At 36.2% G+C, this 14,192-nt stretch carries 17 protein-coding genes and 1 tRNA gene; 14 read left to right on the plus strand and 4 right to left on the minus strand.

Translation table 11 applies throughout. The features are described 5' to 3' along the window. The first annotated feature begins 243 nt into the window (after positions 1 to 243). Genes IEW94_RS05900 through IEW94_RS05935 form a run of 8 tightly spaced genes read left to right on the plus strand, consistent with a single transcriptional unit; the run spans position 244 to position 7,060 of the window. Positions 244 to 531, plus strand: coding sequence for a hypothetical protein (locus IEW94_RS05900; protein ID WP_188650921.1), 288 nt, complete (start codon positions 244 to 246; stop codon positions 529 to 531). Between the two features lies 1 nt (position 532). Further along, complete coding sequence (locus IEW94_RS05905; RefSeq protein WP_188650923.1) at positions 533 to 817, plus strand: hypothetical protein; 285 nt, start codon at positions 533 to 535, stop codon at positions 815 to 817. Then, on the plus strand, positions 804 to 3,206 hold the full coding sequence (locus IEW94_RS05910) for a TraG family conjugative transposon ATPase (RefSeq protein WP_188650925.1): 2,403 nt from the start codon (positions 804 to 806) through the stop codon (positions 3,204 to 3,206). The genes IEW94_RS05905 and IEW94_RS05910 overlap by 14 nt, the downstream gene beginning before the upstream one ends. 34 nt (positions 3,207 to 3,240) lie before the next feature. Beyond that, positions 3,241 to 3,798 carry a TrbJ/VirB5 family protein gene (locus IEW94_RS05915; RefSeq protein WP_506016857.1) on the plus strand — a complete coding sequence of 186 codons (558 nt, stop codon included), beginning with the start codon at positions 3,241 to 3,243 and terminating at the stop codon, positions 3,796 to 3,798. Next, on the plus strand, positions 3,798 to 4,637 hold the full coding sequence (locus tag IEW94_RS05920) for a hypothetical protein (RefSeq protein WP_188650929.1): 840 nt from the start codon (positions 3,798 to 3,800) through the stop codon (positions 4,635 to 4,637). The genes IEW94_RS05915 and IEW94_RS05920 overlap by 1 nt, the downstream gene beginning before the upstream one ends. Before the next feature lie 36 nt (positions 4,638 to 4,673). Further along, the gene (locus tag IEW94_RS05925; protein WP_188650931.1) at positions 4,674 to 5,303 is read left to right on the plus strand and encodes a conjugal transfer protein TraK; all 630 of its coding nucleotides are present in this window, start codon (positions 4,674 to 4,676) and stop codon (positions 5,301 to 5,303) included. Between the two features lie 12 nt (positions 5,304 to 5,315). Then, complete coding sequence (gene traM, locus IEW94_RS05930; RefSeq protein WP_188650933.1) at positions 5,316 to 6,275, plus strand: conjugative transposon protein TraM; 960 nt, start codon at positions 5,316 to 5,318, stop codon at positions 6,273 to 6,275. Beyond that, on the plus strand, positions 6,272 to 7,060 hold the full coding sequence (locus IEW94_RS05935) for a DUF4138 domain-containing protein (RefSeq protein ID WP_188650935.1): 789 nt from the start codon (positions 6,272 to 6,274) through the stop codon (positions 7,058 to 7,060). The genes traM and IEW94_RS05935 overlap by 4 nt, the downstream gene beginning before the upstream one ends. A gap of 176 nt (positions 7,061 to 7,236) precedes the next feature. Here IEW94_RS05935 and IEW94_RS05940 read toward each other — a convergent pair whose 3' ends face one another. Together IEW94_RS05940 and IEW94_RS05945 are read right to left on the minus strand one after the other, a co-directional pair. Beyond that, positions 7,237 to 8,493 carry a site-specific integrase gene (locus tag IEW94_RS05940; protein ID WP_188650937.1) on the minus strand — a complete coding sequence of 419 codons (1,257 nt, stop codon included), beginning with the start codon at positions 8,491 to 8,493 and terminating at the stop codon, positions 7,237 to 7,239. Between the two features lie 234 nt (positions 8,494 to 8,727). Then, positions 8,728 to 8,801: transfer RNA gene (locus tag IEW94_RS05945), tRNA-Arg, on the minus strand. Between the two features lie 85 nt (positions 8,802 to 8,886). On the opposite strand from IEW94_RS05945, the gene IEW94_RS05950 reads away from it, so the two are divergent. The 6 genes from IEW94_RS05950 (at position 8,887) to IEW94_RS05975 (ending at position 13,020) form a co-directional block, all read left to right on the plus strand. Next, entirely contained in the window at positions 8,887 to 9,522 is a 636-nt protein-coding gene (locus tag IEW94_RS05950) for a Crp/Fnr family transcriptional regulator (RefSeq protein ID WP_188650939.1), read from the plus strand. A 30-nt stretch (positions 9,523 to 9,552) separates the two neighbouring features. Next, the gene (locus tag IEW94_RS05955; RefSeq protein WP_188650941.1) at positions 9,553 to 10,110 is read left to right on the plus strand and encodes a YeeE/YedE family protein; all 558 of its coding nucleotides are present in this window, start codon (positions 9,553 to 9,555) and stop codon (positions 10,108 to 10,110) included. Next, on the plus strand, positions 10,107 to 10,520 hold the full coding sequence (locus tag IEW94_RS05960; protein ID WP_188650943.1) for a DUF6691 family protein: 414 nt from the start codon (positions 10,107 to 10,109) through the stop codon (positions 10,518 to 10,520). Before IEW94_RS05955 ends, IEW94_RS05960 begins: the two co-directional genes overlap by 4 nt. Then, positions 10,521 to 11,321 (plus strand): sulfite exporter TauE/SafE family protein, encoded by an 801-nt coding sequence (locus IEW94_RS05965; protein WP_188650945.1) that lies wholly within the window; start codon positions 10,521 to 10,523, stop codon positions 11,319 to 11,321. It begins immediately after the preceding gene. Between the two features lie 62 nt (positions 11,322 to 11,383). Then, positions 11,384 to 12,799 (plus strand): MBL fold metallo-hydrolase, encoded by a 1,416-nt coding sequence (locus tag IEW94_RS05970; protein WP_188650947.1) that lies wholly within the window; start codon positions 11,384 to 11,386, stop codon positions 12,797 to 12,799. 17 nt (positions 12,800 to 12,816) lie between these two features. Then, a complete protein-coding gene (locus IEW94_RS05975) occupies positions 12,817 to 13,020 on the plus strand; it encodes a YgaP family membrane protein (protein WP_188650949.1) in 204 nt (67 codons plus the stop codon). 31 nt (positions 13,021 to 13,051) lie between these two features. Here IEW94_RS05975 and IEW94_RS05980 read toward each other — a convergent pair whose 3' ends face one another. Continuing rightward, positions 13,052 to 13,327: an ATP-dependent Clp protease adaptor ClpS gene (locus IEW94_RS05980; protein WP_188650951.1), complete on the minus strand. Its 276-nt coding sequence runs from the start codon at positions 13,325 to 13,327 to the stop codon at positions 13,052 to 13,054. A gap of 16 nt (positions 13,328 to 13,343) precedes the next feature. Beyond that, positions 13,344 to 14,180, minus strand: a complete 837-nt coding sequence (prmA, locus tag IEW94_RS05985; protein ID WP_188650953.1) for a 50S ribosomal protein L11 methyltransferase — start codon at positions 14,178 to 14,180, stop codon at positions 13,344 to 13,346. Positions 14,181 to 14,192: the final 12 nt, after the last annotated feature.

Here is a 14,192-nt window from a genome sequence, read left to right on the forward strand (position 1 = left end):
CACATTTTTAACAGCATCAGAAGAAAAATGACGTTTTTGGGCTTAACACACTTCCAAAATTTTAGAGTTATCAACATAGCACTTTCCAATTTCCATAAAATTTGATACCAATTCGAATCAAATAAAAACAATTGATATCAAAATTTATTTTATTCACAATTTATTGATTATCAGATATTTGTGTTACAATATACAGTATTTTTCGAATATTAAAATTGACGTAAAATCTAAATCTTTTTGAGTATGAAAAAATCACATTATGTAACCATCCTATCGTTGCTTATTTCAAGCACAACTTTTGCACAAATTGGAGGTATTGAAGATTCCGTAAACGACGTTTCGGATACCATCCGCACCATTTTCCCCATCATTCTAGGAGTCATCTTTTTAATTGGCTTCCTGTTCAATGCCGGACATTTCTTTGGAGAAAATGCAGACCTAAAAAAAGGCATTACCCGAGTATTGGTCTTTGTATTGATAGCCGGCGCCGTCGTGGGCATCTTTACCTATCTCATTGGAATCGTAGTATAGTATGAAGCGGTTTGAAGTCTATAAAAATATACGCAAGCGGGCGGTGATCATGGGGCTGCCCATATCATTGTTCGCTTTAATGATGACCACTGTAATCGGTTCTTTATTGTTCATAATCTTTTCTTTCAGCTTTGCTGTTATCATTTCAGTATTCCTATTGAACGGGGTATTGTACATCGCTTTGACCCACATTACCAAGAATCCTGCTTTAATGCATATCAAAAAGGTATTCCCACAGACCATTAGTAACAAAAAAGGAAGTCACTTACACTATGAAGAAGATTAACCTTTCCACATACCACCCCATTTTGGATATTCAAGACCATATCGTGTTTGCCAATAACGGTAATGTGGTTTTGGCCTACCAAGTGGACAATCCCGAAATCTATTCCCTATCGGAAACGGATTTTGAGGACATGCACGGAGCATGGTTCCAGGCATTCAAATCATTGCCCATTTCAACAGTTATCCATAAGCAGGATATTTATCAAAAAAAGGAATATTCAGCTGAAGAATTACCAAATAAAAGTTTTTTACAATCTGCAACGCATGATTATTTTAAAGGTCGAGGATTCATAAAACATTCATCTTACCTATTCTTCATCCTTCCGTACAACAAAGCTTTGAACGCACCGAAGTTTGTTAACCCGTTCCGTAAGGTTGAAAAAGGTATCCATAAGCAAATGGATCACAACGTACAGGAATTTATCGCTTCCGTAAATGATGCCGTTTCTTTTGTCAATAACAGTCGAAAAGTATCATTGATACCTTTGGATATCGATAAAGTCCTGTCATTGACCCATGCCTACTTTAACGGGTTTAACGAGGATTTCGATACCGACATTCAATTGAAAAAATCGAATATTGAAATTGGCAACCATCATTTTGATGTTCTGGCAGTTAATAGCGAACTATGTTTTGGTGATCTCGTTCAAAGCAGCAAGACCAATGATAAGTTTACTTCCGACGACTTTGTTTTCCATCAAGGGTTTATGGATGGATTGGGACTTGACCTTAATGAAAACCATATTTTCAACCAGATCATCTATCTGGATGACAAACACAAATGGAGAAAACTACTTGATAAGAAAATCGAGGAACTCAATAAAAGCTCCAACTTTGGCACACAGAACAAGGTCGTTTTAAAGAAGATTGAAGAAATTGTCACCAAAATCAATGGGGATGATAGTTCTAGAATTATTCGAGGACATCTGAACATTGTCTTCTGGGCCCGGGAAGCCCGAGAGCTAGAAAATATTGCATCCAAAATTAAGACCGAATTTAAGGAACTGGATATTGTGCCTTATTACCCTAAAGGCGAAGAACGGAAGCATTACTTTTTAAATTCCTTTTGCTGTTTTACTTCCAATTTTTCCAATGAGGATCTATATGTGACCGATCTAAAGCACGCCCTTTGCCTGTACATCAATAACACCAATTATCGATCGGACAAAACTGGTGTTATCTTCAATGACAGACAGCATAACATTCCTGTATTGAAAGATGTCTGGGATGAAAAAAAGAAACGTATCAAGGCCCGAAACTTTGCTGTTTTTGCCCCTACGGGAGAGGGAAAATCTTTTTTGGCAAACAATATTCTACGCCAATATTTTGAGCAGAATGTTCGGTTGGTCATTATTGATTTAGGTGGTTCGTATTCAAAATTTGCAAAACTCTATCCTGATGACCATATTATTCTTCGTTATGAACAGGGAAAGAATCTGGGTATCAATCCTTTTTACATATCCAATATCGACGATTTAACACCGGAACGATTAGAGGATTTGGGCATTTTCATACTGGAACTGCTCGCTTCTGGAAAAGAGACCACAAAAGCCGAGGAAGTGGCGGTCAAAAAAGTGCTCCGTTACTACTATCAAAAGAAAAGCGATGGTACACACTCACTTGCAAATCTCTATCAATTCGTTGATGCCAAAAAGGATACGCTTTTAGAAGAGCTCCATATACAGGAACAGCATTTTAACCTCTATGATTTTCTGCATATTCTCTCTGAATATGTAGATGATGGCCTCTACAGTTTCCTGTTCAATATCAGTGAGGATCAGACTTATAAAATCGAGGATAAAAGGCTGATTGTCTTCGAACTCGATGAAGTCAGGGACAACAAGGAAATCCTATCCGTGATGCTGAAGCTCATTAAGTCTGCCATTCAAAGGACGATTTGGAGAAACAAGGCCGAAAAAGGTATCATCTTATTTGATGAGTTTGCCAAACAGCTCAAATTTGGAAATGTACTGGAAAGCGTCGAATTCTACTACCAGGCGATTCGGAAGCAAAATGGAGCGATTGGGATTATCCTGCAATCCATAAATCAATTGCCCAATAATTCAACATCTGCAAGTATACTTGAAAATACACAGGTCATTTACAGCCTTCGCAATGAAAAAGGCTATACCGAATTAAAGAACAGGCTCAACCTGTCCAGTCACGATTTAAACCAGTTAAAATCCATTCGTAACAACCTTACTGGAACACGAAAATATACCGAAATGTTCATCAAAATTGGAAAGGAAAGCAACGTTTTCCGATTGGAAGTACCACCTGAAGTATTTGCTGCTTACCTCACGGATGGCAAAGAAAGTGAAGACATTATGAAGCTCTTTGAAGAGCATAACAATATGGAAAAAGCCATAAAACAATTTATTAATTCTTAAAACAAAAATCATGAGAAACACTATCAGAAAATTAATGTTATCAGTACTGTTTGTAGTGCTGATTGCAAGCAAAGCATCGGCCCAGGGGATGCCCGTGTATGACAACACAAACTTTATCTCTTTTATGAAATCTTTAGTGGAATCGGCAAAGCAAACGAGTAATCTAATGCAGACAGTCAAATTTCTTAAAACCCAAAAGGAGAATATCGATAAAGTAAATAATGTAATCAAACAGCTAAAGGCTGTAAGGGAATTGGCAAAAAACAACCAACGTCTATTTGATATAGTTCAGGGTGATTTAAGGGAAATCCTCAATTCTCCCTTTATCAAACCTGATGAAGTCAGCCGTATCTCCGATTCTTTCGATGACATCCTTCAAAACTCTATGGAAGGGATGGAATATATCGACCAGATATTATCAAGTGACAATATGAAGATGACCGATGCGGAACGTGCTGAAGTCCTTAAGGAACATGAGCTGAAATCCAAGGAAATGGTTTCCGAAATCGAGGCTAAGACCAGACGTTATCGGGAGATCATTGCCTTTCGTGAAATGCAGCACAAGATCAATAACCGAGAGACCGATTACTAATGGCAACTATTTTTTTGGGCATAGGATTGGAATATGTGGACACTGTTTTTCAAACGATTAAAAACAGTGATTTCTCGCAATACACAATTGGGGGGATGAAAACCTTGGCAGTATTGTTTTTCCTTATCAATATCCTAAAAAAATACAACGAGGGAGTGGCCAATCACGAAGGCTATACCTGGGGACTTACTCCTACCGAACTGGCGAAGAACTTTACAGTGGTCATATTGGTCATTTTCTCCACACAGGTGTTGGGTGTTTTTGACTCCATCTTGGTGGCCATCGAGACCCAATACCGGGATACGGCACCCGCACTCCTCCCATTGCAGATGCAGGACATTGACATCGAACAGGATGTGGGTGCTTGGGATGCCGCCAAAAAAGCCATGGCAATGCTCTATGAAGCTTTGGTTACACCATTGTATGGATTGAAGCTATTGTCATTTATCGTTGGGGTATTCCTGTGGTTGCTTGATCTGTTTATTTATCCCCTATTTCTGGCAGAACGCTTTTTCCTTTTGGGGATCATGCAGGCTTTTTTTCCTTTGGTCATCAGTTTGGCCGTATTTGAAAAGTTCAGGTCATTGGCCTATAATTTTTTTAAGCTCTATGCAGGGGTTTATATGTTGGTACCGGCTTTTTTTCTGGTCAATGTATTCGTGAACAACCTCTATATTGAAATCAACTCCAATTTTTGGGGTGACCTGTTCGGGACGGATTGGGGAAGCAGTTTTTTTGCTCCGCTCTTGCAATTGGGATCCATCGGGTTTATCGTATTCCTAAAGTTCAAACTGTACCGTAGGGCGACCTCGTTCACTTTCAGACTCTTTACAGGCTAGTGCAAAAGCACGAATGGAAATCATAAAACACAAAAAATGAAAACACCGTATAAAAACATTTACAATATTTTAAAACTCAATCGCTTTATCGTTCTGGCAGTCGTTATTGGAGCTGTACTAATGTGCATTGTTTCCATACTGATGGTTGTAAAGCTGCATAAAGAAACGGTAGACAATGCTTTTGTGGTCAATACGGATGGCAGTGTCATTCCCTTGAAATTGGTCTCACAACAAGAAAATCTAAAAGTAGAGGCACTATCCCATCTGGAACTGTTCCACACCTATTTCTATGGCATAGATGCAAGCAACTATGAAAAGAACCTGGAAAAGGCACTTTGGTTGGGCAATAGCTCAGTAGATGCCCTGTACCGTCAGAAAAAGGCCGATGGGGTCTATAACCGTTTGTTGCAGTATTCACTGGTGCAAAGGATATTGAGTATTGAATCAAAAGTTGACATTCAAAACGAACCTTATCGTTTTGAAACCAAGACCATATTTGAAATCAATCGAGGGTCTATAACGGACACTTATGAACTAATATCAACAGGCAATCTTATCAAGGTTGACCGGAATTTTCCGAAGAACACCCACGGCCTGTTGATTACCAACTTTTTTGAAAAAACTTTAAGAAAGATCAAAACCAATGAAGCCCATAATGGGCATTAAAAAGATATCAATATGAAAATAAACAAGAATAAACTCGTTTTTTCCGCTGTACTGGTATGCATACTTCTGTTCATAGGAGGCTACGGGATGCTAGTTATGGGCGATAACAAAGAACCAACGATAGAGAATAACCAAATACCCTTACCGAAACTGGAGGACAGCCAAAAGGAATACGATTCCAAATTGGATGCAATTAACGACCTTAAAGAAGTTAGACGGGCAAACGCTCCAAGCATATACGACGAACGCCTATTAGATTCCACAGGTGTATATGACCCTGATTTATTGGACAAGGAAAAAATGCGGCTTGTGGACAGTCTCTACCAACAAGGGCAGATCCGATATTCGGAGAGAACCTTTGAAAATATCGATCCAGGATACAATCCTCCAAAGCCTTCTTTTAAAAAAGCAAAAGATGTAATGGACACGGATAATATTGAAGAAAAAGAAACGGATGTTGACGCTAAGGAACGTGCTTTGGAGCACCAACTCTTTTTTGCTTCCCATCCTATTGAAAATGATGATTTAAATTCAAAAAGCACCGATGATTTCATATATGTCCGTGTAGATGGCACACAGACCGTCAAGGCCAAATATCGTTTGCAGATGCGGTTGCTAAAAGATGCCACCGTTTATGGACAGCATTATTCTAAGAACACACCCATTTATGGGTTTGTCAATTTTAAGCCCAATCGGGCAATAATTGCCATTAACAATATTGACCATCGCCCTGTTAAGCTAGTGGCTTTTGATTTTCAGGATGGTAGCGAAGGGATTTATGTTGAGAACAGTTTCAAAGCAGAAGTTGGCAATGAAATCGTTGGGGATATGGTGGACGACATTAACATTGCGGGTGTACCACAGGTAAGTGGTTTTAAGAAAATATTCAAACGTAACCATAAAAACGTAAAGGTTACGATAACAGATAATTACAAACTCATTTTAAGAATCCCTAAAACCAAATTCCAATGAAAACATATATCACATTACTAATATTGATTTATTCGATGTCAATATCAGCTCAACAGCCCCTTGATACCATTTACGCCAATGACCAGAAAAACGTAGCCTTGTTTTTTCCCAACCCAATACGACAGGGCATTACCGGAGCTTCCCATTTCGTATTCACTTACAATCGTGAGAAAGAACAATATTTTGGGCTGTTGCAGGCAAAGCCTGGAACAGAAAGCAATCTTTTGACTGTTACCAATGATGGTAAAGTTTATTCTTATATTCTGAAGTATTCCGAAAAACTTACCAAACTGAATTATTTCATCGATAAAAATGAAAGCATCGGTAGTGAGCAACCTGAACATATAAAACAAAAACCTGTCGTTGCACCGCTAAATGAATATGCCAACAGGATAACTCATTTTCAAAAAATGAGTGAATATCTATTAAGTTCCAGTTTTGAAAATATTGCAACAAAACGTAAAAAGGGCATCAAAGTACAACTGCAAAAAATGGTCTATGATGCTTCTGAAGTGTATCTGGTCATCGAGATTAAGAACAGATCCGGAATTGATTTTGAAATCGATTATCTCAATGTCTATAGAACCAATGGTAACAACAAACGAAAAGCTTCCTATCAAAGGTTAAGACAAGAGGTTATCTATAGATATAAAATACCTGAAGCCATTGAAAATGGACAGTCACAACGCTTTGTATATGTCCTTCCAAAGTTTGTTTTAGGGGACAACGAAAAGTTGATACTGGAGCTGAAGGAGATAAATGGCAGTAGAAAAATCATCCTTTAGCATATTCTCCATTTATTTTCATCTAATTGTATTACCAAAATTTATTCTTAGAAATAGTGAAAAGCTGATAATGGAACCTAAAGAGTTGAAAAAAAATAAAAGTCTGATTTTGAATTCTAAACTTTTAATCAAAAAATGCTTTTGAGATATTCAAAAGCATTTTAAACATTTCTAATTCAGTTTTTCTTTTGGTTTATTCTATCAACAGTAGACACATCTATTTTATTCATTAGTACCTGCATATCTTCACTTACTTTTCTCTCCACTACCCTTGCATATATTTGTGTAGAAGCAATTTTTGAATGCCCCAAAAGCTTAGAAACAGTTTCTATTGGCACACCATTACTAAGTGTTACAGTAGTAGCAAAGGTATGTCTAGCCATATGAAAAGTGAGATTCTTTTTTAATCCACAAGCATCTGCTATTTCTTTTAAATATAGGTTCACTTTTTCGTTTGTTATGACAGGAAATAAAGTACCTGTTATCTGTGTCATAGGATGATTTTGATACTTAATAAGTAATTCTTTTGCCTTTCCAAGCAGAGGAACTTTGACTGGTGATTTAGTCTTTTGACGATTAGTAAATATCCAATCATTACCATCTATGCCTTTTAGAACATTATTGTTAGTTAGATTAATGATATCTATGTATGCAATTCCAGTATAACAGCTAAAAACAAATAGGTCTCGCACTCTTTCTAATCGAGCAATTGGAAGATTATAAGTTTCAATGTTTGATAACTCATTGTCTGTTAAAAATGGACGTTCTCTTTTTTCATAAGTTGGCTTCCATCTAACAAAAGGATCTCTATCTATCCATTCTATATGATATCCTAAAGTTACAATTTTTCGAAACCTTTGAATATGTTTCATTACCGTATTATTGCTCATTGCTTTAGGGTGACCTTTTGGCCAGAAGCAATATAAAAAGTTTGCAAAATCACAAATGAATTTATAATCGAGTTCTTTCAAATAAATATCTGGAGTATTCAATACATTGTTTAAATACTTATTTAAATAACCTTGAGTTACGCTAAAATTTCTTAGAGTACCAATAGCCAATGTTTTTTCGGTTTTATTTTTATGATATTCAAGAAGGTTTTGAAGAGTCCTAGAATTATCACTTTCCCCTAAATATTCAGCTTTGATTAACTCAGCTGTAATTAGTTCTCCTTTAAATTTTAAATCTTGATAAAGTTTTACTAATTGAGAGTGAGCTTGATCCAAATAAGAATTTAGAGCTCTGGAAGTTTCACTATTTCCTTTTGCTCTCTGCCTTTTGGAATCCCATGATCTAATATCAACCTGCAGTTTTAAACTAATGTTGACTTTTTTTCCATTTACTGTGATTCTTGCGTACATCCCAGTTAAATTATCCTTGGCACGAGAAGAGTATGCCCAAAAAAGGATTGCAAATGTGTTTGATGTTCTCATAGTTGTTGTCTTTTAAATTAAACATTTTACAAGACGAAAGTCAAATCAACTATATTGAGTACCTTATGTGTTCACTATTCAAATCGTCAACAATGTTGACGGTCTACATTTTTGTTGACGGTTTGTGACCATTTCATATCAAATCAAATCAATTTAAATGATGGTCTAAAAACCAAGAAACCGTGCAAATCATAGGATTTGCACGGTTTTGAAACTTTTTACAAGTTTTCTTAGTGACCTCGACAGGATTCAAACCTGTAACCTTCTGAGCCGTAATCAGATGCGCTATTCAGTTGCGCCACGAGGCCTTTTTAAGTGGCTGCAAATATACTATTTTTATTAAATTACAGCCAAACAATTTATTTCAAATTTGTAAAATCATTACTTTTACGTATGACTAACAAATTACTGCAACAAAAATTCAATCAAATCTTAGATGATAATCTGCTAAATGAGATTTTTCAAACAGGTATCTTCAAAGAATACAAAAAGGATGATATCATTATTGACATCAACCAACCATTAAATTATATTCCGCTTTTGTTAAGTGGGAATATCAAAATATTACGAGAAGATGCTAATGGTGATGAGCTATTGCTTTACTTTCTAGAAGCTGGTGATACATGTGCCATGTCTCTTACCTGCTGCTTAAAAACCTCAAAAAGTAATATTAGAGCTGTGGCTGAAAGTGATTCTAGCTTAATTTTAATCCCAGTGGAAAAAATTCAGGATTGGTTCAACACCAATGAAAGTTGGCGAAACTTTATCTTGGATGCCTATCAAATCCGTTTTAACGAAATGCTGGAAACCATAGACACCTTGGCATTCATGAAAATGGATGAGCGCATTTTTAAATATTTGATTGACAAGGTAAAACTAAATGCTTCAACAAGTTTAGAAATTAAGCATAATGATATTGCAGAGGATTTACACACTTCTAGAGTGGTCATTTCAAGAATTTTAAAACAATTGGAAAATGAAAACAAAATCAAATTAAGCAGAAACAAAATTGAAGTGTTACAGTTTTAAAATCTTATTTATAATATCAAAATTACTTTCATGGAATTTATTTTAAATCCCTGGCCATGGTATATTTCTGGCCCTTTGATAACCCTGGTAATGGCCCTATTGCTGTATTTTGGGAAAACCTTTGGTATGTCATCCAACCTAGAAACCATGTGCTCTATTGCAGGCGCAGGCAAATTTATAAACTTTTTCAAATTTAATTGGAGAGAAAGCACTTGGAACCTAGTTGTTGTTTTGGGAGCAATCATTGGAGGTTTTATTGCAAAATACATATTATCAAATGATACTATTATGGATATAAATCCAAAAACCGTTCAAGAACTCAATCAACTTGGATTTAACAAGGTTGGTGAAACAATTGTTCCTAATGAGATTTTCGGGTTTGAAGCCATGACAAGCACTCACGGTATTATAATTTTGATTGTTGGAGGGCTATTGGTTGGCTTTGGCACACGCTATGCTGGCGGATGTACATCCGGGCACGCTATTTTGGGTTTAAGCAGTTTGCAAAAACAATCCCTTATTGCCGTAATTGGTTTTTTTATAGGTGGGCTTATTATGACTAATTTTATTCTACCTTATATAATATGAAGTATTTAAAATTTTTATTGGTTGGCATGTTTTTCGGCATTGTCCTTGTAAAATCAGAAGCTGTTTCTTGGTATCGCATTTATGAAATGTTCCGTTTTCAATCGTTTCACATGTATGGTATTATCATGACAGCCATACTAACTGGTATGCTGTTTCTTCAAATAGCCAAGAAACGTCATATTAAAAGTGCATTGGGTGTTGATATCATTGTCCCAAAAAAAGAGAATGGCTTTTCAAGATATATCATAGGAGGCACTATTTTTGGATTTGGCTGGGCACTTATTGGTGCTTGCCCTGGGCCTATGTATGTTTTAATTGGAACTGGCGTGTTCAGTATGGTTATTGTCATTTTATCCGCCATGGTCGGCACGCTTATTTATGGTGCTATAAAGGATAAACTTCCGCACTAAATGGAAACTATAGATGTTTTTGGATATGTTGGTGCCCTTATTGTTGGTTTGGTTTTAGGGCTGATTGGTGGTGGTGGCTCTATATTGACAGTGCCTTTATTGGTATATGTCTTGGGTTATAATCCCATCATAGCAACAGCATATTCATTATTTGTGGTGGGCTCATCGTCTTTGGTTGGTACCATTCAAAAAATAAGAAGTGGCCTCGCTGATATTAAAATTGGTCTGGCATTTTCGTTTCCTTCCTTTTTGGCGGTTTACCTTTCCAGAAGATATTTGGTTCCCGGACTTCCAAATGTTTTTTTTGAGTTTGGAAACATTTCTATAACCAAAGAAATGGTCATCATGACGTTTTTTGCCATTGTTATGCTCATGGCATCACTTTCCATGATCAAAAACAAAAAAGAAGACGACCATCCAACAGTAAAACAACCCTATTACAAAACATTTATTCAAGGAATAGCCATTGGAACCATTACAGGAATTATAGGCGCTGGCGGTGGCTTTTTATACGTACCTGCCCTTGTGCTTTGGGCAAACTTACCCATGAAAAAAGCCGTTGGAACCTCCTTGATTATCATTACTTTAAATTCGTTGATTGGTTTTACAGGAGATATGCAAACTATTGATATTGATTGGTTTTTTCTGTTAGTTTTTTCGCTTTTTACAATTATAGGAATCTTATTTGGTGTCTTTTTATCTAAATACATCAGTGGTAAAAAACTGAAAAAAGGTTTTGGTTGGTTTACCTTGATAATGGCTATTTATATTTTTTATAAAGAACTTAACACTCAAATGTGACTTATATTACATAAAAACCAAGATGGATTTTTAATTTTGTATATTGAATAGTTGAAAATGATATGAAAATAGAACAGATATATACAGGATGCTTAGCGCAAGGTGCTTACTACATTGAATCAAATGGTGAGGTGGCCATTATTGATCCTTTACGGGAAACCCAACAATATGTGGATAAGGCCAATAAAGAACAGGCAACCATTAAATATATTTTTGAAACCCATTTTCACGCCGATTTTGTTTCGGGACACCTTGATTTAGCAAAAAAAACGGGTGCTACCATTATTTTTGGCCCTGGTGCTGAAACCGGCTATGAATCCTATATAGCCAAAGACAATGAGGTTTTTAAATTAGGAAACGTCAGCATTAAAGTCCTGCATACTCCCGGTCATACCTTGGAATCTTCTACCTATCTATTAATTGATGAGCACGGAAAAGATTACGCCATATTTTCTGGCGACACCTTGTTTTTAGGGGATGTTGGCCGTCCGGATTTGGCCATAAAATCCAATTTAACAAAGGAAGATTTGGCAGCTATGCTTTATGATTCCTTACGAAATAAAATCATGCCACTTTCAGATGATGTTATTGTGTATCCTGCACATGGTGCCGGTTCTGCTTGTGGTAAAAACCTAAGCAAAGAAACGGTTGGTGTTTTAGGTGAACAAAAAAAGAGCAATTACGCACTTAGAGCCAACATGTCAAAAGAAGAGTTTGTAAAAGAAGTTCTTGAAGGCATTCCACCACCGCCACAATATTTTGCCAAAAATGCCATGATGAACAAAGCAGGTTATGATTCATTTGAAACCGTACTTAAAAAAGGAAATATTCCTTTAGACGTTGATGAATTCGAAGCCATTGCCAATCATGAAGGTGCTTTGGTATTGGATGTCAGGCATCAAAACGAGTTTGTAAAAGCGCATATTCCCAATTCTATATTTATTGGAATTGACGGAGCATTTGCTCCGTGGGTGGGTGCCTTGATAACCGATTTAAAACAACCCATTCTGTTAGTCACACCAACAGGCAAAGAAAAGGAAACGGTAACCCGTTTATCACGTGTGGGTTATGACCATACCTTGGGCTATTTAAAAGGCGGCATTCAAGCCTGGAAAGATGCTGGCAAAGACATTGAAACCTTAGATTCCATTTCTGCCAAAGAATTGGCAGAACGGGTAAAAAAACACGAATTAAATATTCTTGATGTAAGAAAAGAAGGTGAGTTTGAGTCTACCCACCTAGAAGTTAATGGTGTTAAAAACTTTCCATTGGATTTTATCAATAACAACATGAACCAAATTGATAAAAATAAAGCATATTACATACACTGCGCTGGTGGCTATCGCTCCGTTATTGCGGCCTCTATTTTAAAAGCCAGGGGATTTGATCAACTAGTAAATATTGAAGGTGGATTTGATGAATTAAAAAATACAGGCATTCCAACATCAAACTATGTATGCCCTACAACTTTGAAATAATTTAAACTAAATATATCATGAAAAAAAACATGGGAAGTGCAGACAAAGGTATTCGTGTAATTATTGCGCTTGTAATAGCTGCTTTATACTTTACTAATGTTATTGAAGGAACCTTAGCGTATGTGCTAATGGCATTGGCAATCATATTTTTGCTGACAAGCTTTGTTAGTTTTTGCCCGCTGTATGCTCCTTTTGGAATTAACACAAACAAAAAAAAGTGAGTTTAGGTAAACTCTTAAATTAAGTGTTGTTTTATATAATTTCAGCGTTTAAACCTGCGTCTAACAACATCGTGCAGCGTGGTTTTAAATCGTTGTAAGGACCTGTTTTTACTGTACACTTGCCATTATAGTGAACAATAAGAGAGCATTGTTCTGCTTGCTCTGGTGTGTGCTCACAGGCATAGATAAGCGTTTCAATAACGTGGTCAAATGTATTGACGTCATCATTGTATAAAACAATCTCTTTTTGAGAAACCAATTTTTCATCAACTAGAAGGTCTTCAGATGTTTTTTCTCTAGTACTCATATCAAAAGATTTTTCACTAATTTAAAAATTTTAACGAAACCCACTGATTTCTTTCCAGCTTTTCTTGAAATTTTAACATATGCTTTTCGCATTCCTGCTGAATGACAGGAATGTCTGTATTGTAAAAACCACTTAGTAGTAACATCCCATTTTTATTGAGACAAGATGCATAAACGGCCATATCGTTTAAAAGAATATTGCGGTTTATGTTGGCTATAATAATGTCATAGGTTTTATTTTTTAGTACACTGGCATCCCCTTCAATGACCGTAATATGCTTGCAGTTATTTCGCTCAACATTTTCTATACTGTTAAGGTAACACCAATTATCATAATCCACAGCATCAATTGGTTTGGCGCCTTTCATTTCTGCCAAAATAGCCAAAACACCTGTACCGCAACCCATATCCAATACCGATTTGTTTTTTAAATCATTTTTCAAAATATATTGAATCATCATGTGGGTCGTTTCATGATGGCCTGTACCAAAACTCATTTTGGGTTCTATAACAATGTCATACAATGTATTGGGCTTATCATGAAAAGGAGCTCGAACCGTACAGATATCATCAACCGTTATGGGGTTGAAATTTTTTTCCCATTCTTCATTCCAATTGACTTGCTCTATATCTTCAAAAGAATATGAGATTTCAAATTCGTCAGAGTCTAAAATTTGAATATCACTTAAAATATCAGTGTTCCACTCATCCTTTTGAATATATGCTATAACGCCTTCATCGGTTTCCACAAAGCTCTCAAAACCTGCATAACCGAGTTCTGCAATAAGAATTTCTACACCTGGTTGTAAAGGTGATACCTTAAAATGATATCCAATATATGTATTGTTTGCCATTAGTATTGTTGA

The organism is Yeosuana aromativorans (genome assembly GCF_014646655.1).
Taxonomy (GTDB): domain Bacteria; phylum Bacteroidota; class Bacteroidia; order Flavobacteriales; family Flavobacteriaceae; genus Yeosuana; species Yeosuana aromativorans.

Excerpts from the sequence above, each read along its gene's own strand:
- IEW94_RS05900 (WP_188650921.1), top strand. The coding sequence starts at position 244 with ATGAAAAAATCACATTATGTAACCATCCTATCGTTGCTTATTTCAAGC.
- IEW94_RS05905 (WP_188650923.1), top strand. The coding sequence starts at position 533 with ATGAAGCGGTTTGAAGTCTATAAAAATATACGCAAGCGGGCGGTGATC.
- IEW94_RS05910 (WP_188650925.1), top strand. The coding sequence starts at position 804 with ATGAAGAAGATTAACCTTTCCACATACCACCCCATTTTGGATATTCAA.
- IEW94_RS05915 (WP_506016857.1), top strand. The coding sequence starts at position 3,241 with ATGTTATCAGTACTGTTTGTAGTGCTGATTGCAAGCAAAGCATCGGCC.
- IEW94_RS05920 (WP_188650929.1), top strand. The coding sequence starts at position 3,798 with ATGGCAACTATTTTTTTGGGCATAGGATTGGAATATGTGGACACTGTT.
- IEW94_RS05925 (WP_188650931.1), top strand. The coding sequence starts at position 4,674 with ATGAAAACACCGTATAAAAACATTTACAATATTTTAAAACTCAATCGC.
- traM (WP_188650933.1), top strand. The coding sequence starts at position 5,316 with ATGAAAATAAACAAGAATAAACTCGTTTTTTCCGCTGTACTGGTATGC.
- IEW94_RS05935 (WP_188650935.1), top strand. The coding sequence starts at position 6,272 with ATGAAAACATATATCACATTACTAATATTGATTTATTCGATGTCAATA.
- IEW94_RS05940 (WP_188650937.1), bottom strand. The coding sequence starts at position 8,493 with ATGAGAACATCAAACACATTTGCAATCCTTTTTTGGGCATACTCTTCT.
- IEW94_RS05950 (WP_188650939.1), top strand. The coding sequence starts at position 8,887 with ATGACTAACAAATTACTGCAACAAAAATTCAATCAAATCTTAGATGAT.
- IEW94_RS05955 (WP_188650941.1), top strand. The coding sequence starts at position 9,553 with ATGGAATTTATTTTAAATCCCTGGCCATGGTATATTTCTGGCCCTTTG.
- IEW94_RS05960 (WP_188650943.1), top strand. The coding sequence starts at position 10,107 with ATGAAGTATTTAAAATTTTTATTGGTTGGCATGTTTTTCGGCATTGTC.
- IEW94_RS05965 (WP_188650945.1), top strand. The coding sequence starts at position 10,521 with ATGGAAACTATAGATGTTTTTGGATATGTTGGTGCCCTTATTGTTGGT.
- IEW94_RS05970 (WP_188650947.1), top strand. The coding sequence starts at position 11,384 with ATGAAAATAGAACAGATATATACAGGATGCTTAGCGCAAGGTGCTTAC.
- IEW94_RS05975 (WP_188650949.1), top strand. The coding sequence starts at position 12,817 with ATGAAAAAAAACATGGGAAGTGCAGACAAAGGTATTCGTGTAATTATT.
- IEW94_RS05980 (WP_188650951.1), bottom strand. The coding sequence starts at position 13,327 with ATGAGTACTAGAGAAAAAACATCTGAAGACCTTCTAGTTGATGAAAAA.
- prmA (WP_188650953.1), bottom strand. The coding sequence starts at position 14,180 with ATGGCAAACAATACATATATTGGATATCATTTTAAGGTATCACCTTTA.